This window comes from Microvirga sp. HBU67558, from assembly GCF_018069605.1.
Classification (GTDB): Bacteria; Pseudomonadota; Alphaproteobacteria; order Rhizobiales; family Beijerinckiaceae; genus Microvirga; species Microvirga terrae.
The window spans coordinates 14,951-34,597 of record NZ_JAGPUP010000528.1; the positions used below are offsets into that span (position 1 = coordinate 14,951).

At 66.1% G+C, this 19,647-nt stretch carries 18 protein-coding genes; 11 read left to right on the forward strand and 7 right to left on the reverse strand.

What is annotated here, in order from left to right; all coding sequences use genetic code 11:
- The first annotated feature begins 9 nt into the window (after positions 1-9).
- From KBI52_RS17275 to KBI52_RS17305, 7 genes are all read left to right on the forward strand, one after another.
- On the forward strand, positions 10-1,506 hold the full coding sequence (locus tag KBI52_RS17275) for a CoA-acylating methylmalonate-semialdehyde dehydrogenase (RefSeq protein ID WP_173946635.1): 1,497 nt from the start codon (positions 10-12) through the stop codon (positions 1,504-1,506).
- 149 nt (positions 1,507-1,655) lie between these two features.
- Positions 1,656-2,807, forward strand: coding sequence for an isobutyryl-CoA dehydrogenase (locus KBI52_RS17280; RefSeq protein WP_210808983.1), 1,152 nt, complete (start codon positions 1,656-1,658; stop codon positions 2,805-2,807).
- A complete protein-coding gene (locus tag KBI52_RS17285) occupies positions 2,804-3,175 on the forward strand; it encodes a DUF5367 family protein (protein WP_173946637.1) in 372 nt (123 codons plus the stop codon). Before KBI52_RS17280 ends, KBI52_RS17285 begins: the two co-directional genes overlap by 4 nt.
- Entirely contained in the window at positions 3,172-3,606 is a 435-nt protein-coding gene (locus KBI52_RS17290; protein ID WP_210808985.1) for a DUF4267 domain-containing protein, read from the forward strand. The genes KBI52_RS17285 and KBI52_RS17290 overlap by 4 nt, the downstream gene beginning before the upstream one ends.
- Positions 3,603-4,493: a 3-hydroxyisobutyrate dehydrogenase gene (gene mmsB / locus KBI52_RS17295; RefSeq protein WP_173946639.1), complete on the forward strand. Its 891-nt coding sequence runs from the start codon at positions 3,603-3,605 to the stop codon at positions 4,491-4,493. Before KBI52_RS17290 ends, mmsB begins: the two co-directional genes overlap by 4 nt.
- A 160-nt stretch (positions 4,494-4,653) precedes the next feature.
- Positions 4,654-5,865, forward strand: coding sequence for a peptide ABC transporter permease (locus tag KBI52_RS17300; protein WP_173946640.1), 1,212 nt, complete (start codon positions 4,654-4,656; stop codon positions 5,863-5,865).
- A 135-nt stretch (positions 5,866-6,000) separates the two neighbouring features.
- Positions 6,001-7,170: a M20 aminoacylase family protein gene (locus tag KBI52_RS17305; protein ID WP_173946641.1), complete on the forward strand. Its 1,170-nt coding sequence runs from the start codon at positions 6,001-6,003 to the stop codon at positions 7,168-7,170.
- Positions 7,171-7,289: 119 nt separating this feature from the next.
- On the opposite strand, the gene KBI52_RS17310 is transcribed toward KBI52_RS17305, so the two are convergent.
- The gene (locus KBI52_RS17310; protein ID WP_210808988.1) at positions 7,290-8,972 is read right to left on the reverse strand and encodes an L-lactate permease; all 1,683 of its coding nucleotides are present in this window, start codon (positions 8,970-8,972) and stop codon (positions 7,290-7,292) included.
- 145 nt (positions 8,973-9,117) lie between these two features.
- On the reverse strand, positions 9,118-10,230 hold the full coding sequence (ribA, locus tag KBI52_RS17315; RefSeq protein WP_173946643.1) for a GTP cyclohydrolase II RibA: 1,113 nt from the start codon (positions 10,228-10,230) through the stop codon (positions 9,118-9,120).
- 254 nt (positions 10,231-10,484) lie between these two features.
- Between ribA and KBI52_RS17320 the strand changes: the two genes are divergently transcribed.
- A complete protein-coding gene (locus tag KBI52_RS17320) occupies positions 10,485-11,438 on the forward strand; it encodes a hypothetical protein (protein ID WP_210808991.1) in 954 nt (317 codons plus the stop codon).
- Here KBI52_RS17320 and KBI52_RS17325 read toward each other — a convergent pair.
- Entirely contained in the window at positions 11,407-12,339 is a 933-nt protein-coding gene (locus KBI52_RS17325; protein WP_247654463.1) for a DMT family transporter, read from the reverse strand. The two genes, KBI52_RS17320 and KBI52_RS17325, sit on opposite strands and share 32 nt — an antisense overlap.
- Before the next feature lie 98 nt (positions 12,340-12,437).
- Positions 12,438-13,193 carry a hypothetical protein gene (locus tag KBI52_RS17330; RefSeq protein ID WP_210808995.1) on the reverse strand — a complete coding sequence of 252 codons (756 nt, stop codon included), beginning with the start codon at positions 13,191-13,193 and terminating at the stop codon, positions 12,438-12,440.
- Positions 13,194-13,322: 129 nt separating this feature from the next.
- On the opposite strand from KBI52_RS17330, the gene KBI52_RS17335 reads away from it, so the two are divergent.
- Positions 13,323-13,661, forward strand: a complete 339-nt coding sequence (locus KBI52_RS17335; protein WP_173946647.1) for a hypothetical protein — start codon at positions 13,323-13,325, stop codon at positions 13,659-13,661.
- A 5-nt stretch (positions 13,662-13,666) separates the two neighbouring features.
- Here KBI52_RS17335 and KBI52_RS17340 read toward each other — a convergent pair whose 3' ends face one another.
- Both KBI52_RS17340 and KBI52_RS17345 read right to left on the reverse strand, forming a co-directional pair.
- Positions 13,667-15,445: an SLC13 family permease gene (locus KBI52_RS17340; RefSeq protein WP_173946648.1), complete on the reverse strand. Its 1,779-nt coding sequence runs from the start codon at positions 15,443-15,445 to the stop codon at positions 13,667-13,669.
- Positions 15,446-15,505: 60 nt separating this feature from the next.
- Positions 15,506-15,970, reverse strand: coding sequence for a CAP domain-containing protein (locus KBI52_RS17345; RefSeq protein WP_173946649.1), 465 nt, complete (start codon positions 15,968-15,970; stop codon positions 15,506-15,508).
- Between the two features lie 152 nt (positions 15,971-16,122).
- Here KBI52_RS17345 and KBI52_RS17350 point away from each other — a divergent pair, with 152 nt between their 5' ends.
- Both KBI52_RS17350 and recQ read left to right on the forward strand, forming a co-directional pair.
- Positions 16,123-17,394, forward strand: coding sequence for a TIGR03862 family flavoprotein (locus KBI52_RS17350; RefSeq protein ID WP_210808999.1), 1,272 nt, complete (start codon positions 16,123-16,125; stop codon positions 17,392-17,394).
- Positions 17,391-19,193, forward strand: coding sequence for a DNA helicase RecQ (gene recQ, locus KBI52_RS17355; protein ID WP_210809003.1), 1,803 nt, complete (start codon positions 17,391-17,393; stop codon positions 19,191-19,193). The genes KBI52_RS17350 and recQ overlap by 4 nt, the downstream gene beginning before the upstream one ends.
- Before the next feature lie 8 nt (positions 19,194-19,201).
- Here recQ and KBI52_RS17360 read toward each other — a convergent pair whose 3' ends face one another.
- Positions 19,202-19,642: an SRPBCC domain-containing protein gene (locus KBI52_RS17360; RefSeq protein WP_173946652.1), complete on the reverse strand. Its 441-nt coding sequence runs from the start codon at positions 19,640-19,642 to the stop codon at positions 19,202-19,204.
- Positions 19,643-19,647 lie beyond the last annotated feature (5 nt).

Genomic DNA, 19,647 nt, shown 5'->3' on the forward strand with positions numbered 1-19,647 from the left:
GGAGACGCCATGCGCGAGGTCGGACATTTCATCGGCGGCAAGCAGGTCCCCGGCAAATCGGGACGGAGCACCGAATTCTTTCAGCCCATGACCGGCGAGGTCCTCGGCCGCGTCGCGCTCGCCTCCAGGGACGAGCTGCGTCAGGCGGTGGAGAACGCCAAGGCCGCACAGCCCGCCTGGGCGGCCACCAACCCGCAGCGCCGCGCCCGCGTGATGATGAAGTTCCTCGAGCTCATCGCCAAGGAGACCGATTCGCTCGCCGACTTGCTTGCCCGCGAGCACGGCAAGACGGTCGCCGACGCGAAGGGCGACATCCAGCGCGGCGTCGAGGTGGCCGAGTTCTGCACCGGCATCCCGCATCTCCTGAAGGGCGAGTTCACGGAAGGCGCCGGCCCCGGCATCGACATGTATTCGATCCGTCAGCCGCTCGGCGTCGTGGCCGGCATCACGCCGTTCAACTTCCCGGCCATGATCCCGCTGTGGAAGCTCTCCCCCGCCATCGCCTGCGGCAACGCCTTCATCCTGAAGCCCTCCGAGCGGGATCCGGGCGTGCCGATGCGGCTTGCCGAACTGATGCTGGAAGCGGGTCTTCCGGCCGGTATCCTCAACGTGGTCAACGGCGACAAGGAAGTGGTGGACGCGATCCTCGACGATCCGGACGTCAAGGCGGTGGGCTTCGTCGGCTCCTCGCCGATCGCGCAGTACGTCTATTCCCGCGCCGCCGCCAACGGCAAGCGCGCCCAGTGCTTCGGCGGCGCCAAGAACCATATGATCATCATGCCCGACGCCGATCTCGACCAGGCTGCGGACGCCCTCATCGGCGCCGGTTACGGCTCGGCCGGCGAGCGCTGCATGGCGGTCTCGGTCGCGGTGCCGGTCGGCAAGGCAACGGCCGATGCGCTCATGGACAAGCTGATCCCGCGCGTGGAAAGCCTGAAGGTCGGCCCCTCCACGGATCCTTCCGCCGATTTCGGCCCCATGATCACGAAAGCGCACATGGAAAAAGTGCGCTCCTATGTCGATCTCGGCGTGCAGGAAGGCGCCAAGCTCGTGGTCGACGGGCGCGACTTCAAGATGCAGGGCTACGAGAACGGCTTCTACATGGGCGGCTGCCTCTTCGACGAGGTGACGACCGACATGCGCATCTACAAGGAGGAGATCTTCGGTCCCGTCCTCTCGGTGGTGCGCGCCAAGAACTACGACGAGGCCCTGCGCCTGCCCTCCGATCACGAATACGGCAACGGCGTCGCGATCTACACCCGCGACGGCGACGCCGCCCGCGATTTCGCCTCCAAGGTGAATGTGGGCATGGTCGGCATCAACGTGCCGATCCCGGTGCCGCTCGCCTACTACACCTTCGGCGGCTGGAAGGCCTCGGGCTTCGGCGACCTCAACCAGCACGGTCCGGATGCGGTACGCTTCTACACAAAGACCAAGACGGTCACCTCCCGCTGGCCGTCCGGCATCAAGGAAGGGGCGGAATTCTCCATTCCGACCATGAAGTAGGCACAAGCGTGATGGCCGGGACCTGGATCCCGGCCATCTGCTTCTTGGGCTGCATCTTTTTGGCGGTGACCTGTGACCACTTCGCCGATGGGTGCACTAGATCCAAAGTCGGGGTGCACGAAGCACCCCTGTCGTGACGATTTAGGACCATGACCCAGTTTTCCCTCACCGACGATCAAATCGCCGTCCGCGACATGGCGCTGGCCTTCGCGGCGGACAACCTCGCTCCTCATGCCCTCGAATGGGACGAGAAGAAGCATTTTCCCGTGGACGTGATGCGCGAGGCGGCTTCCCTCGGCATGGCGGCGATCTACACCCGCGACGATGTGGGCGGATCGGGCATGACGCGGCTCGACGCGGCGCTGATCTTCGAGGCGCTCGCCACCGGATGCCCGGCCGTCTCGGCTTATCTGTCGATCCACAACATGGCGACGTGGATGATCGACCGCTACGGCTCGGAGGAGCAGCGTCAGCGCTACATCCCGCGCCTCGTCACCATGGAGCTGATCGCGAGCTACTGCCTGACCGAGCCGGGCTCGGGCTCGGATGCGGCCGCGCTCAAGACCAAGGCCGTCCGCGACGGCGATCATTATGTCGTCAACGGCGTCAAGCAGTTCATCTCGGGCGCCGGCACCTCCGACATCTACGTGACCATGGTGCGCACCGGCGAGGATGGTCCTTCCGGCATCTCGACCCTCGTGATCGAGAAGGACATGCCGGGCGTATCCTTCGGCGCGCAGGAGAAGAAGATGGGCTGGAATGCGCAGCCGACCGCCGCGGTGATCTTCGAGGACGTGCGCGTGCCGGTCGCCAACCGCCTGTCCGACGAGGGCATGGGTTTCAAGATCGCCATGTCGGGCCTCGATGGCGGACGTATCAATATCGGCGCCTGCTCACTTGGCGGCGCTCAGGCGGCGCTCGACAAGGCGCTCGCCTACACGGGCGACCGCAAGGCCTTCGGCAAGCGCATCGCGGATTTCCAGGCGCTCCAGTTCAAGCTCGCCGACATGGCCACCGAACTCGAATGCGCGCGCACCTTCCTGTGGCGCGCGGCCTCCGCGCTCGACGCCAAGGCGCTCGATGCCACGAAGCTCTGCGCCATGGCCAAGCGCATGGCGACCGACGTGGGCTTCCAGGTGGCGAACGACGCCCTGCAGCTCCACGGCGGCTACGGCTACCTCGCCGATTACGGGGTCGAGAAGATCGTGCGCGACCTGCGCGTCCACCAGATCCTCGAGGGCACCAACGAGATCATGCGCCTGATCGTGGCGCGCGATCTGGTGGGACGCGGCAATCGATGATGGTGCGGTCGCTCGGCCTCGGCGTCGGCATCGCGGCGGCGATCCTGGCGCTGTTCTGGCTGGCGGGACCTTGGTTCTTCCAGGACGGACGACGCCCGTTCCAGCTCAACTTCACCGCAGGCGCCGTGCTGGGATCGGGCCTCGGCCTGACGATCGACCGCATCCTGCAGGTGCCGCGCAAAGCCGCGAGCCATGCCATGGCTTTGACCGCCGTGCCGGGCATGCTGGTCATGGCTGCCGTGGGATCGCATTTCGCGGTGTTCTTTCCGCAACTCGATCCCGCTCTCGACAAGGTCTTCGGCTCGCTGATGCTGTGGTTCTACGGCTTCGCGCTCACCGGTGCCCTGTGGGTGGCGCGACGCCCATGACGGGCCGGGACGAACCGTCGGGGCTGCCTTGGCGTGAGCCGAGCACCTGGCTCGTCGTCGCCCTGTCGGGTGTGTTCGTCCTGCTGGGGATCCTGTTCGTCTTCGCGCCGCGCGCTGGGTCGGCCCTGTTCGGAATCGCTGCTCCGGACGGCCCGAGTCTGTCCTACGTCTCTGCCATCGGATTGCGCGATCTCGCCTTCGGGGCCTACCTCGCGGCTCTGTCGCGCCTGGCGACCCGGCGCATCGTCGGCACGGTTCTGGGGCTGACGGTTCTCATTCCGGCCGGCGACGTCATTCTCGTCTTCGTCGAACGGGGTTTCGAGAGCCCCGGGCATCTCCTGCTGCACGCCGGCAGCGGCCTCGTCATGGCGGCCGGCTCGTTCTGGCTTCTCGGCCGGGCGTCACATCACAACAAGGGAGGGTTTTCATGACCATTATCGCCTTCATCGGCCTCGGCAACATGGGCGGACCCATGGCCGCCAATCTCGTCAAGGCTGGACACAGCGTCTCCGGCTTCGATCTGTCTCCCGCATCCTGCGACCAGGCGCGCAGCGACGGCGTGACCATCGCGGGATCGACGATCGACGCCGTGCGGGACGCGGAGATCGTCGTCACCATGCTGCCGGCCGGCAAGCACGTGCTCGCGGTCTGGGCCGATATTCTCCCTTCGGTGAAGGAGAGCACGCTGCTGATCGACTGCTCCACCATCGACGTGGAGAGCGCACGCAAGGTGCACGCCCTGGCGCGCGAGCAGGGACGCAACCTCGCGAGCCTCGACGCGCCCGTATCCGGCGGCGTCGGCGGCGCGAAGGGCGCGACGCTCACCTTCATGACGGGCGGCACGAAGGACGCCTTCGACCGAGCCGAGCCGATCCTGTCCCGAATGGGCAAGAAGGTCGTTCATTGCGGCGAGGCGGGCGCCGGCCAGGCGGCGAAGATCTGCAACAACATGATTCTCGGTATCTCGATGATCGGGGTGGCCGAAGCCTTCGTGCTCGGCGAGAAGCTCGGGCTGTCGCATCAGGCGCTGTTCGATGTCGCCTCCACGTCGTCGGGCCAATGCTGGTCGCTGACCACCTACTGCCCGGTACCGGGCCCCGTGCCCGCTTCGCCCGCCAACAACGGCTACAAGCCGGGCTTCGCGGCAGCCCTCATGCTCAAGGACCTGAAGCTCGCGCAGGAGGCCGCGCTCGCCTCGGGCGCCCCCACACCCCTCGGGGCGGAGGCGGCCCAACTCTACGCCCTGTTCAACAATGCCGGCCACGAGGGTGACGACTTCTCCGGCATCATCAACTTCATTCGCGGACGGAAGGATTGAGGCGGGGTCCCCATGTCATGGCCGGCCTCGCTCCGGCCATGACAGGCCGGTGAGGAATGCCATAAAGAAAAACATGTGTTGCATCGCACCTACAGCATTTGGCCCCGCCGTCCGTTAGGCTTTCATCTCCTGAACATTCAACCGCTGATTGCCTGCCCGCATGATCCGTCCTGTCTTCCAAGCGGCCAATCCCTCAGCCGATGCCGCCGCCATGCTGCGGCGTCTCGGCTTCGCCATCCTGTTCTTCGCCGTCCCTCTGGCAGCTCTGTTCACGCGCCGCGCGCTCGTGGTGATGGCGCCCCTGGCGGTCATCCTCCTCGTCCTCGCGTCGGTGCTCGACGGCAGCGCGAAGCATGCCTGGGACAAGCTGACGGCCCTTGCCACGTCTCCTGGCGGAATAGCCGGGCTGGTCCTTCTGTTCTGGGCCGGCCTGTCCCTGCTGTGGACGCCCTTTCTGCCTCAGGCCTCCGAGCGGCTCCTCAACATCACCGGCATGATCCTCATGGGCCTGGGCGGCTTTCTCGCCGTTCCCGAGCGCATGCGCTCGGCCAATCTCTATCTTCTGCCGGTCGGGGTCGGACTCGCGGCCCTGATTGCCGTCTTCCTGACGCTCACCGGCGGCAGCACCGTCGACCCAGAAGGTCTGAGCCTGGAGCGCGGCATGCTGATGCTCGTTCTGCTCCTCTGGCCGGCCATCGCATGGCTTCATTCCCGCGGGCGCAACCTGGAAGCCATCGGGCTGGCGCTCGCCGTCGCAGTCTGTTCGCTCCTCACGCGTGACGGCCTGCCGCTCTATGGCCTGGTCGCCGGCGCCGTCGTGTTCGTCGTCACCGCGTGGAATCCGGTCTTCGGCCCGCGCCTGACCGGTCTCGTCATGGCCGGCCTCCTGCTGTTTGCTCCGGTCCTGCCCTTCCTCCTGAAACCCTTGGCGGCCAACCTGCTCGGCGTGAACTCTCCGACGACCCTCGCCCTCGAGGTGTGGCGCCAGATCATTCTCGGCGAGCCGCTGCGGTTGCTGACGGGACATGGCCTGGAGACGGCCCTGCGCGGGCGCTTCCTCGGATTGATGCCGCCCAGCGCACCGTCCACGCTGCTGTTCGAGATCTGGTATGAACTCGGAGTGGTAGGTGCCGTGGCCGGGTCTGTTCTGCTGTATCAGGCGGTCGTCAGCGCCAGGGGCCACCGCGCCAGCGTGGCGCCTGGCATCATGGCGGCGTTCGCCTGCACCTACGCCCTGGGCTGCCTCGGCATCGGCACCACGCAGGTCTGGTGGTTCACCGCGCTCGTGGCTCTGGTGCTGATCTTCGTTGCCATCGAGCGGGGACAGTTTCGCACGAAGCGTCCCAAGGCCGTTCTGCACCGCATGGCTTAGTGCATCGGACCCGAAAGTGGATTCCACTTTTGGATCCACACGACGCGCTAGTGCATCTTGCGCAGAAGGATTGACGAAGCGGCCTCGCCTCTGCTTCGCTGACGGTTTCCGGATTCTCAAACCCGAGGGACGATCATGCCGATCATCAACCGCGTCGCCGACCTTGCCGATGAAATTGCCGTCTGGCGCCGCGACTTCCATGAAAACCCGGAGCTCCTGTTCGACGTTCATCGCACCGCCGGCATCGTGGCGGAGAAGCTGAAGAGCTTCGGCTGCGACGAAGTCGTGACCGGCCTCGGGCGAACCGGCGTCGTCGGCGTGATCAAGGGGCGTTCGAACAACTCGGGCAAGGTAATCGGCCTTCGCGCCGACATGGACGCGCTGCCCATCGAAGAGGCGACCGACGTTCCGCACAAATCCAAGGTGCCGGGCAAGATGCATGCCTGCGGCCATGACGGCCACACGGCGATGCTCCTCGGGGCCGCGAAATATCTCGCCGAGACGCGCAACTTCGACGGCACTGCGGTGGTGATCTTCCAGCCGGCGGAAGAAGGCGGCGGCGGCGGCAACGAGATGCTCAAAGACGGCCTGATGGAGCGGTTCGGCGTGCACGAGGTCTACGGCATGCACAACATGCCGGGCATTCCCGTGGGCCAGTTCGCCATCCGGCCGGGCCCCATGATGGCCGCGGCCGACCGGTTCACGATCACGATCGAGGGCAAGGGCGGCCATGCGGCGCGTCCTCACGACTGCATCGACCCGGTGGTCATCTCGGCCCATGTGATCACGGCCCTGCAGACCATCGCGTCGCGCAGCGCCGATCCGCTCGATTCCGTGGTGGTCTCCGTCTGCACCGTGAAGGCGGGCGAAGCCTTCAACGTCATTCCGCAGACGGCGATGCTGCTCGGCACCGTACGCACCCTCTCCCCCGAGGTCCGCGACCTCGCGGAGACGCGCATCCGCGCGATCGTCGAGAATGTCTGCGCGGCATTCGGCGCCAAGGCGGAGGTCGAGTATGACCGCGGTTATCCGGTGACCATGAACGATCCCGACAAGACCGATTTCATGGCGGGCGTCGCCCGCGCCGTCGCCGGCGAGAACGCCGTGGACACCACGGTGCTGCCGCTCATGGGGGCCGAGGATTTCTCCTATATGCTGGAGCAGCGCCCCGGCGCCTACATCTTCCTCGGCAACGGGGATACGGCGGGCGTCCACCATCCGGCCTACGACTTCAACGACGAGGCGAGCCCCTATGGTGTCTCCCTCTGGGCGAAGATCATCGAGACCGGCATGCCGGCGCGCTAGAGCATCGGACCCGAACGTGCATCCACTTTTCTCGGTCCGCACGATGCACTAAGCCGCTTCGAACGAAAGCGCCGCCGGAAACCATCCGGCGGCGCTTTCGTTTTGTCTCCCGCTGCCCGTCAGTGCAGGACCATCTCGGTGAACGGCGAGACGTAGGCCTGCAGCATCACGAGGCCGCCGACGAGGCACGCCAGCACGATCGAGTGCCAGAACACGAAGCGCAGGATGCTTCCCTCGTGGCCGAACCAGTTGGTCGCGGTCGACGCCACGACGATGGACTGCGCGTCGATCATCTTGCCCATCACGCCGCCGGACGAATTGGCCGCCGCCATGAGGATGGGTGACAGCCCGAGCTGCTCCGACGTGATCTTCTGCAAGCCGCCGAACAGCACGTTCGACGCGGTGTCCGAACCCGTCAGCGCCACGCCGAGCCAACCAAGCAGGGTGCCGAAGAACGGGTACAGAATTCCCGTGCCGGCGAAGGCAAGCCCAAGCGTCGCATCGACGCCCGAGAAGCGCGTCAGCGTGCCGATCGCGAGCATGGCCGCGATGGTGATGAGCGAGTAGCGCAGCACCCAGATCGTTTCGAACCAGGCCGTGACGAGCCTCAGGGGCGAGAAGCCCATGACAAGCCCGGCGATGATGGCAGCGATCAGCACGCCCGTGCCCGTATAGGACATGTAGGTGAAGGCGAAGACGGCCGGTTCCGCGGTCGGATTGGCCACGATGGGCGCAACCTTCTGCACCATGTTGTGCAGGCCCGGAATCGGATAGCTCCAGGTGAAGATCGGGTTGACGAGCGCCTTGAACCAGCCCGTGCCCCAGATGGCCACGATCACCGACAGGATGATCCACGGCACCCACGCCCGGATGATTTCGTCGCGGCTCGCCCTGGGGGGCACATTGGCGGCGCCGGCTCCCAGCGATGCGGGACGCGTCATGGTGCCGGCCGAGATGTCATGGGTTCGCAGCGCCGGAGACGTCCAGATCTCCCTCGGGCGCCAGATCCGCATGAACCCGACGAGGCAGGCCATCGAGATCAGGGATGCGCCGATGTCGACGATCCAGGGGTTGATGTAGTTGGAGATCAGAAATTGCGGAATGGCGAAGGACACGCCGCAGACGAGGATGGCCGGCCAGACCTGGAGCATGCCCCGGAACCCGGCGAACACCCAGATCAGCCAGAAGGGGACGATCAACGAGAAGAACGGCAACTGGCGCCCGACCATCGCGCCGAGGACGTAGGGGTCGAAACCCGTCACCGAGGCCAGACCCTGGATCGGAGCGCCAAGGGCGCCATAGGCCACCGGCGCCGTATTGGCGATCAGCGACAGACCCGATGCTGCAAGGGGCGAGAACCCGAGTCCGATGAGAATGGCGCCCGTCACGGCGACCGGCGTGCCGAAGCCGCCGGCGCCTTCGAAGAAGGCACCGAACGCGAAGGCGACGAGCAGCAACTGCAGGCGGCGATCCGTCGTGAGATCCCCGACGGATTGCTGAAGCGTCGCGAACCATCCCCTCTCCACCGTCAGCCGGTAGAGGAAGATGACGTTCAGGATGATCCAGCCGATCGGGAACATGCCCGTCGCGACGCCGAACAGGGCGGCACGGGTGGCGAGCCCGGCCGGCATGGTAAACAGGAAGACCGAGACGGCGATCGCCGCAAGTAGGGCGATTACCGCGGCAATGTGGGCCTTCACCTTGCCGGATGCGATCATCACCAGGAGCAGAACGACGGGAATGGCCGCCGCGATGGTCGACAACGTCGCGTTGCCGAATGGATTATAGACTTGGCTCCACATGAGCTTTTCCCTCACCCCGCCAGCGCCTGCTGGCACCCGTGGCATGGCGGTCGGGCCGGAGAGGTCTTTCCGCCTGACGGAAAAGCTAGAACATTGTTCTAATGCGACAATACGACCTTAAGGGGAATTGTGCGGTATCAACCGCTTAATCTTTCTGCGAGCAGGCCAGCATGCCTTCGAGATCGATATAGTGACCGGCGCGGTCGCGCTTGGCGGCCAGATAGCTGACGTTCTCGGCCGTGGGACGGCCCAGCACCCGATGGTCCGAGATGACCTCGAGCCCGGCCCTGGTCAGCGCCGCGATCTTGTCTGGGTTGTTGGTCATGAGGCGGACCTTGGCGACGCCTAATTCCTTGAGCATCACGGCGGCGAAATCGAAGCGGCGCTGGTCGGCCTCGAAGCCCAGCATCTCGTCGGCATCGTAGGTGTCGTAACCCTGCGACTGGAGCTTATAGGCGCGGATCTTGTTGGCGATGCCGTTCCCGCGCCCCTCCTGATCGAGATAGAGCAGGATTCCTCCCTCGCCCGAGGCCATGAAGCGCACCGTCTCACGCAGCTGGTCGCCGCAATCGCATTTCAGGCTGCCGAAAAGATCCCCCGTGAGACAAGCCGAGTGCAGCCGCACGGTCACGGGCTTCGAGATATCGGGCTTGCCGACGACGATCGCCACCTGATCGCGCAGCCCCTCGCCGCCACGGAACACCACGAATTCGCTGGTCGGCGCTCCTTCGAGCGGCACCGGCGCCCGGCTGACGATCTTCAACTCGGTTGCCGCGGCACGGCGATAGCCGCGGACGGCCTCGCCGGACACGCGCACGACCGACGGGGCGATCTCGATGCCCTTCGTCAGCGGCACCACGATCACGGCCGGCAGGACGAGCGACAGGCGAGCCAGCTCCAGCGCCTCGCTGTCCAACCCATCGGCGGGCCGAACCGGCGCGTCGATGCGACCATCGACCTTGAGAGCCAGGGCCTCGACGCGGCTCCGGTCGACCACGGGCAGGGCGATCCGGCCGGGAACCTCGCGCTCGAGCCCGAGGCGGCGAAGCCGCGCCGCCGGCAGGACCAGATGAGCATGGCCGCCCGCAACCGCCTCGATCTCGGTGCTCGTCACCTCGTCCAGGTCCTCGACGCCGGCCACGAGCACGCTGCCCTCTGACCCGTCGATTACCACCGGGCGGGCGCTGCGAAACTCCATGATCGCCCGCTCGACCGAGGTCGTGGCAGGATTGGCGGACAGGCTCAAGGTCAGGCGCATGGTCGAAAACTCTAGAAAACGGCCTCGGATCTGGCAGGTTTTGGGTCTTTATGGCCAGACGGCCACTGAAGTCACGCTTCAGGATGATCGCCACCCTACCACAGGCCGCCCCCGATCCCTAATCCCATAGATGCGATGGCAGCCATGCTGGATCAACAGGCTCGCGTGCAAACGTCTCTTGGCTCGACGGCATAGTCCGAGCGCGCTATCTCTGGCGCGTCCCGCCGCTTCAGCCTCCGCAAAGATCCTTGACCATGCCCACGTTCCTGCCCCGGCTCGTCGCCCTTGGCCTCTTCGGTTTCGCCTCCGCGGCGGGCGCCGCCACCCTCGACGGATTGGCCGTGACCGTGACGAATACCAGCGAGCCGGTCCTCTGTGCGGAAAAGGACAATGTGGCGATCAATTTCGCCGCCCCGGAGGTGAAGCATTTTCAGATCGAGGCCGTGCATCCGGCCTATATGGGCTCCCTGCGCCAGGACCGCTGGGAGCCGGACTGGACCGCCTGCGAGGACATCTCCGAACAGACCTCGGCCAAGCCCCATCCGACCATGACGACCCTCTATGACGACGCCGATCTGCGCATCATGGGCCTGTCATTTACGGAGTTCTGGCGCCCGAACGACGTCACCGTGACGATCGGCGACAAGGTCACGCACAAGATCCATCTCCTGCAGCTCCTGAAGAAGCGGGGCGACAAGGCCGTCGAAGTGCTGGTGATCTATCCTGGCGACGGCTACTGGCGCATCAAGCCGCTCCCGCCCGAGCATCTGGACTGGACCTCCTACGGCTCCTCCTTCCTCGTCGGCCCGGTGGAATTCGACCAGCGCCCCGTGGTGAACCTGAAGGACGTCGCCTTCGATCCGAAGACCATGACCTTCACGCTGACCCTGGTGAAAGGCGGCAAGGCGATTGTCGCGGTCAAGGCTCTCAACGAGGAGCGCATGACCCTGGATGTGTCGTTCGATCAGGGGATCGCCGGCCTGCCTTTCGCGGGTCTTCGCTCCATGTACGTGACCGAATTCAACGCCGATGTGGCCCGCATCGCGGTTCGCGAGGCCGGTGCCCGGTCCTGGCGCGAGGAGCCGATCATGAATTTCCGCGACGCCAAGGCGACCGATGCCTGGATGGGCCGACTCGTGCCCTCGCGGCACAACACCAGCGCGCCCGACATGATGTTCAACCGTTTCCGCGCGACGCCGGCTCCTTGACGGCGAGCCGCGCGCTTATAAATGACATCACCCTGCCGTCGATCAGGACGAGGCCTGCGCCGATCAGCACCATGCCGGCCATATGCCGCATCATCAGGGTCTCGCCGAGGACGGATACCCCGAACAGGATGGCACTGACCGGGATCAGGAAGGTCACGAGACCCACATTGGTGGCGCCGGCCCGCGCGAGCAGGCGGAAGAAGATCAGATAGGCGAAGGCCGTCGAGACCAAGCCGAGGGCCGCCAGTGACAGAATGGCGGCGGTGCTGGGCACCGCTAGTGTCCAGGGTTGCTCGACCATCAGGGCGGCAGGCAGAAGAATCGTGCTCGAGACCGTGACCTGACCGGCGGCCGTCGCGAGCGGCGGGATGCCCATCGTCTTGAAGCGGCGGCCGAACACACCGGAGAAGCCATAGGACAGGGCCGCTCCCAAAACGGCGAGCTGCGCCAGGATGCCCGCATCGAGCGACGCGACGGCCGCCCCCCCGATCATCACCGCGACTCCAATGAATCCCACGATCACGCCCGCGAGCCGCTGACCCGTGAGCCGCTCGTCGGCTGTCAGAAAATGCGCCACGATCACCGTGAAGAGCGGCGTGGTTGCATTGAGAACGGACGCCAGGCCGCTGGCGATGTGACTTTGCCCCCAGACGATCAGGGTGAAGGGAATGACGTTGTTGAGGATCGACATGCCGACAAAGGCAGCCCAGACCTGGCGGGTCCGCGGCAGGTCGACGCCCGTGAGCCTCAGGACGAGAAGCAGCGCCATCGCGGCGGTCAGCACCCGCAGCGCCACGATGGTCAGGGGCGGCAACTCCCGGACGGCCACACCCACGAAGAGAAACGACCCGCCCCAGACGACCGAAAGGACCGTCAAGAGCGCCCAATCGGACGCGGTCATGTTTTTCTGGATGGCGGCCTGCGGCATCAGATTCGGTTCCGAACTTCGTGGGCCAGACCTGACACGAAGCGGCCCGCGAGGCGACCCGTTTTCTGTGATCAGGAGAGGTCGTACCATTCCCCGTTGCTGCGGCACGCGAGCATCTCGCCCGTGCGCATTGCCCCGCCGCTCCGCAACTCCCGGCGGATCAGGCGGCAATCGAGTTCGCCGAACGCCTTCCTGTTCACCGGCTTCAGGCTGACCCTCCCGGAGGCGCCGGTTGCAGGGTTCTGCCATGTGGCATTGGCCGCGCCTGCACCGTTGAGGATCGACAGAACCGCCTGGGCCTCCGCGGGGCGATCAGCATCGGATACGAGCTGTGCGGCAGCCCGCTGAGCCTCCGCCTGGGCGATGCTGGCGCTGGCCTGCCCCCGGGCGGCGGCCAACTGGCTCGATGTCATGCCGGCGGCCGCGGCCTGCATGGCGAGGGACGGAGCGGCGGCCGCCAGACCGACGCCGCCGGTCATGGCCCCGCCGATGGCCGCGGATGCGACCGTGCTGGCCATGCCGGCCGCGTGCCTGGCCATCGCGAGATTCGACTGACGATCGAGTTCACCGAGATAACTGGGGCGTGCCGTGTTGCCGGCCGCCACATCGGACAGGCGAGACGCGAACCGGCTGAAATCGATGCTCTGGGGATCCGGGTCCCGCTCGGGTTGGGCGCTCTGGACCAGACTGACGGCCGTTCCGGACAGCCCGGTCGGATCCAGCCCAGTGGCCGCGTCCAGGGCAGCCGATCCGGCTCCGGTCTGGTTGCACGCAGTCAGGGTGAGAATCATCGCAAGTGCACCGGCCCCGGTGAAAACCCTGATCATGATCTGCCCCTTCAGTTAACGTAACGACATAATATCACCATAACATCATGAGAAAGGCAACGACAGCCCTGATTGGACCGGACGATCCACAGGGAAGATCAATCGGCGATCAAGATTTGGTTTACGACGATGGACAACACCCGGCCGCCTTTACCACTCCTTCACGGCTTTGGAGCCAACCTCCCGGTCATCATCTGCACCATGCTGCGTCCTGCCATGACCCCGCCGCTCTCCCGTGAACCGTCCTACAGCGTCCGCCATCAGACGGTGCGGTCGAGCTTCTGCGTGCTGCCTCACGATCCAAGGCCGGCGCGCAATGCAAGTTTCATCTTCGGTCGCTCGGATTCGCGCTATCGTCCTCTGCTCAATCAAGAGGAGCGCGACCGGCTGCACATCTGGGCCATGATCGTCGCGCTCTCGTCCTCGGTGGCGGGCACCACCCTGCTCCTGACGGCGATCTTTCGCTGACAGGTTTACTGCAGTGGCCAGACCAGCATGATCAGCGGAGTGCCGATCACGACCACCAGGATCGACAGAGGCAGTCCAAGCCGCCAGTAATCTCCGAAGCGGTATCCGCCCGGCCCCATGACCAGGGTGTTGCACTGATGGCCGATGGGGGTCAGGAAGTCGCAGGCTGCCCCGATGGCTACCGCCATGAGGAATGCATCGGGCTTGAAGCCGAGCTGGCTGGCGAAGCTCGCCGCGATAGGTGCCATCACCAGCACGGTGGCCGCGTTGTTGAGGAACGGCGTCACCGCCATGGCCGCCACCATGATGAGCACAAGCGCTCCGGTCGGCGGCAGCATGTGAGCGGCCGTCGAAAGCCAACCTGCGATCAGATCCGTGCCCCCGGTCGTGCGAATCGATTCGCTGACCGGAATGAGCGCCCCCAGCATGACGATGATCGGCCATTCGATCGTGTCGTACGCCTCACGCAGGGTAAGGGATCCGAACAGGACGAGCAGGACGCCCGCGCCGAAGAAGGCGATGGCGACCGGCAAAATGTTGAAGGCGACGAGCAGCATGGTGCCGGCCAAAATCGCCGCCGGCACGAGGCTGCGGCGGGCGCTGCCGAGCCGGATCTCGCGCTCCGCAAGAGGCAGGCAGCCGAGGTCGCGCAGGGTATCCGGCAACCGCCTGAGATTGCCCTGAAGGACAATGACGTCGCCGGAGCGCAGGGTGATGGTGCGCAGGCGTTCCTTGAACCGCTGACCGCTCCGGCTGACCGCGATGAGATTGACGCCGAACCGCTCGTAGAGTCCCATCCTCTCCGCCGAGGTGCCGGCCAGAGCGGAATTCGGGCCGACGATCGCCTCGATGACGCCGATTTCGTCCAGCGCCTCTTCCATCTCCGGCTGGCGGTGCTCCCGGCTGAGCTTCAGACCGGCCCGTGAGACGGCGCTTTCGAGAGCATCCGGTTCGCCTTCGAGCATGAGCAGGTCGTTCTCACGGATGGCCGCATCGGGGAGCGGGCTGGAGCTGCGGGTCTCGTTGCGGATGATGGCCGCAACCTTCACTTCCCCATTCGCAAGCTTGTGCACGTCCGCCACGGTCTGGCCGATCACCTCGGACTCGGACGTGACCCGGGCTTCGGTGATGTAGTCCTTGATGTTGAGGGCCGCATCGAGGGAGGCGGCCCCCTTGCGTCCCTGCGGCAGAAGCCGGTAGCCGAAGGCCAGGAAGACGACCCCAGCCACCGCGATGCCGACACCGACGGGCGTGAAGTCGAACATGCCGAACGGCTCGCCCAGGAGTTCTTGCCTGACCCGCGACACGATGATGTTGGGCGAGGTGCCGACCAGGGTGACGATGCCGCCGAGAAGAGAGCCGAAGGCCATCGGCATGAGGAAGCTCGACGGCGGCGTGTTCGTGCGCCGGGCGATCTGGAAGGCGACGGGGATCATCATCGCCAGAGCGCCGATATTCTTCACGAAAGCGGAGAGGACCGTCACCACGGTCACCAGCACGACGACCTGAATCTGCGTGGTGCGCAAATAGGGTCCGACCCGGTTCAAGCCGGCTTCCAGGATCCCGGACTTGGCCACAGCGGCGCTGACCAGAAGCGCGCTCGCCACGATGATTACGATGTCGTCGCTGAAGCCCTCGAAAGCCTTGTCGGCCGGCACGATGCCGACGAGCACGGCCACCAGCAGCGACAGGACGGCGACGAGATCGTAGCGAAAGCGACCCCAGACGAAGAGCGCCATCATCCCGGCGACGATGGCGAAGGAAAGCATTTGTTGATGGGTCATGCGAAGCGCGAAGGAGAGGAACTGAGATCCTAACGCTTCACGCCCCCGTTGGTGCCTTCATTATTGACCGAGCACGAGGGCCCAATAACGCCCGTAACGGTTGTTCGCATCGGCGCGGGCAAGCCCGATCCTGCGGGCCTGGGGCATCAGGAGGTTGCTGTTGTGGCCGGGCGAGGCCTTCCAGCGGCCGATGGCGCCATCGACCGAATCCGAACCGGCCGAGAGATTCTCCGCCGAGTAGCCGCTGATGCCGTACTGGTCCATGCGGCTGGCGAAGCTGCCATGACTGAGCCGGCCTGCCGCCGCCACGGCTCGGGCCTGGTGCTCGGCGGCCTTGTTCAGGCTTGAGTCCACCGTCACCGGGCTCAAGCCCTTCGACACCCGATAGGCCGAGATCAGCCGGGCCGCCTCGGCGGCATCGCTCGTGGAGCTCGCCAGGACGGCATCCTTGGGAGTGAGAGCCCAATCGCCCGCGCAGCCGGCCAGTCCCAGGGCGACCAGACCCGAGATGAAGAGAGCACGCATCGAATATCCCCTTCGGGCGGCGTTCAGGTGCCGCTCCCCTTGAAAAAATGGCCTGCGGCGTTCATGTGCAGGAGCCATGAACCCGATGGCGCTGAATGCCATGCTGAAGCGCGAGGGTCCAGATTCCTGCCTCTCCCGCGTCAGCTGACCGCATGCCCCCGAATCCCTCCCCTCCCGAAGTTGCCGTCATCGGCGGCGGCCCCGCAGGCCTGATCGCCGCGGAGGTGCTGGGGCGCGCCGGGATTCCCGTTACACTCTACGACCAGATGCCGTCCGTCGGCCGCAAGCTCCTCATGGCCGGTCGGGGCGGGCTGAACCTGACCCATTCGGAGCCGTTCGATCGTTTCGTCGCCCGCTACGCCGAGGCCGTCCCGCGACTACTTCCCCTGATCGAGGGCTTTCGCCCGGAGGATCTGCGCGCCTGGTGCGAGGGTCTGGGCCAGGAAACCTTCGTGGGCTCCAGCGGACGCGTCTTTCCAACGGCCTTCAAGGCCTCGCCCCTTCTGCGCGCGTGGCTGTCGCGCCTCGAGAGCCTTGGAGTCCGCTTTGCCCTGCGTCACCGCTGGCAGGGCTGGGACGAGGACGGCCGTCTGATCTTCACCGAAGCGGCCGGGCAGGCGGTTCGGACCCAGCCCGCCGCCACGATCCTGGCGCTCGGCGGCGCGAGCTGGCCCCGGCTCGGATCCGACGGGACATGGGCGGAGCTGCTGTCCCGGCGCGGCATCGAGATCGCTCGACTGCGTCCCGCCAACATGGGCTTCACCCTGCCCTGGTCAGACCTCATACGGAGCCGTTTCGCAGGCGAGCCCCTGAAGCGAATCGCTCTGACTTTTGAGGGCACGACCGTGAAAGGCGAGGCCGTCGTCACGGCGGACGGGATCGAAGGCGGGGCGGTCTATGCGCTGTCAGCCAAGCTGCGCGATGCCATCGAGCGGACAGGACAGGCCACGCTCCACCTTGATCTGCGGCCCGATCTGACCGAGGAAGCTCTGACAAACCGCCTTGACGCTCCGCGAAAGGGGCAGTCCGCCTCCACCTTCCTGCGCAAGAGCGCGGGCCTTGGCCCCGTCGGGATTGCGCTGCTCCGGGAGGGCTCGGCGCCTCTTCCGGCCGAGCCTGATGCGCTGGCCCAGCTGATCAAGGCGGTGCCTCTGACGCTGACGGGGACGAAGTCCCTCGACCGGGCGATTTCCACCGCCGGCGGCATTCCCTTCGACGAGGTCGACGAGCAACTGATGCTCCGGCGGATGCCGGACGTCTTCGTGGCCGGCGAGATGCTGGACTGGGAGGCGCCCACCGGCGGCTACCTGCTCCAGGCGACCTTCGCGACCGGCATCGCGGCTGCGCGAGGGGTGCTGGCCCGGCTGGGGATTCCCGATGCCGCATTGACGGGAGGCCTCTCCTCGGCCACAGGGCAGACGTGATCGATCCCGCCAAGATTCTCCACGACGTTTTCGGCTTCCCCTCCTTCCGCGAAGGACAGGAGGAGATCGTGCGCGCCGTGCTGGCCGGCGAGGACGTTCTCGCCGTCATGCCCACCGGCGCGGGCAAGTCGCTGTGCTACCAGTTGCCGACGCTTGCCCGGGAGGGCCTGACCTTGGTGGTCTCCCCGCTCATCGCCCTCATGCGCGATCAGGTGGCGGCGTTGCGCCATTTCGGCATCGAGGCGGGCAGCCTCAACTCCGCCAATGACCCGGCCGAGAACCGCCGCGTGGTCGATGCGGTGCGGGATGGCCGCATGCGCCTTCTCTACGCGTCGCCGGAGCGGCTGGCGAATACGGGCACCACCGAATGGCTGGGGCGTGCCGGTGTCAACCTGCTCGCCATCGACGAGGCGCATTGCGTATCGCAATGGGGGCATGATTTCCGGCCCGAATACGCCATGCTCGGCGAGGTGCGCCAGCGCTTGGGGAACGTGCAGACCATCGCGCTCACCGCGACCGCCGATGTGGCGACCCGCAGCGACATCATGCATCGCCTGTTCGAGGAGGAGCCGCGCCTCTTCATCCACGGCTTCGACCGGCCGAATCTGCGCCTCGCCATGCAGGCGAAGGAACACTCGAGGCGCCAGCTCTTCTCGTTCCTCGACAAGCACCGGCACGAGAGCGGCATCGTTTATTGCTCGTCCCGCGACGCCACGGAAAAGCTGGCGGACTCGCTCAGCCAGGCTGGCTACCGGGCCCTGCCCTACCATGCCGGCATGCCGCAGGGTGACCGGGCCAAGAACCAGGACATCTTCCTGCAGGAGGACGGCGTGGTGATGGTCGCCACCGTTGCCTTCGGCATGGGAATCGACAAGCCCGACGTGCGCTTTGTGGCGCATGCGGCCCTGCCGAAATCGATCGAATCCTATTACCAGGAGATCGGCCGCGCCGGACGCGACGGCGCTCCAGCCGACACGCTCACCCTCTACGGCCTCGACGACATGCGCCTGCGCCGCCTGCAGATCGAGGAGAGCGACGCGGCGGACGAGCAGAAGCGCGTCGAGCGCCAGCGGCTCAATGCGCTCGTGGCCCTCTGCGAGGCGCCGCGCTGCCGGCGCCAGACGCTGCTCGCCTATTTCGGCGAGAGCACCGAGCCCTGCGGGAACTGCGACCTGTGCATCGATGGCGTGATGTCCTTCGACGGGACCATCGAGGCCCAGAAGCTCCTCTCGGCGATCGTGCGCACCGGCGAGCGCTTCGGCACGGAGCATCTCATCAGCATCCTCGTGGGCGAGGAGACGGATTCGGTCCGCCGCTTCGGCCATGACAAGCTGAAGACGTTCGGGGTCGGCAACGACCGCTCGAAGACGGAATGGCGCTCGCTCCTGCGGCAGATCTATGCAGCCGGCCTCGTCGGGCTGGAACTGGCGGAGTACGGACGCTGGACGCTGACGGACAAAGGCGTGGCCGTTCTGAAAGGCCAGGAGCGGATCGAGCTTCGCTCCGACGTGCTGATGAAGCCCGCCGAGCGCCGCCGCAGGCGCTCCCGGATGGAGGCGGAATCCGTGGTGCCGTCCGACGATCCGCTGCTGCTCGACCTCAAAGGCCTGCGCACGCGGCTTGCCAAGGAAGAGGGCGTGCCGGCCTACGTGATCTTCTCCGACCGCAGCCTGATCGACATGGCGGTCAAGCGGCCGACCACCGTGCGCGCCTTCGGCGAGATCCACGGCGTCGGGCAAGCCAAGCTCGACCGCTATGCGGACGCCTTCCTGGAGGTCCTGAAGGCGCACGCGGCCTGAGCCGCGCCTCAGCGACCGAGATAGGCTTCGAGATCCCGCAGGTGATGATGCCAGCCGGCGGCATGCTGTTCGATCAGCCGCTGCCTCCTGTCGGCCGGAACCACCGACCATCCGCGATGCTCCAGGCGAAGAAGGGTTTTCGTCTCGGCGACCGGATCGAGAACCATGGACACCTGGGTGGGCTGGGGCCAGTCCTCATCGGCCCAGGACAATTCGAGGAACTCCGGCGGCTCGAACCGGCTCACGGTGCCGGTGGTGACCACCCGTCGGCCGGTTTCGTCGGTCCATTCCTCGCGAAAGGCCCCGCCGGCCTTCGCATCCAGATTCACATGGTCGCCCCACCAGGCCGCGATCGCGTCCGGCGCGGTCAGCGCCGCCCAGACTTTCTGCGGCGCCTGCCTGATATCGTATTCGATGACGATCCGATCCGCGGTTGTTCCGACTTTCATGGTCG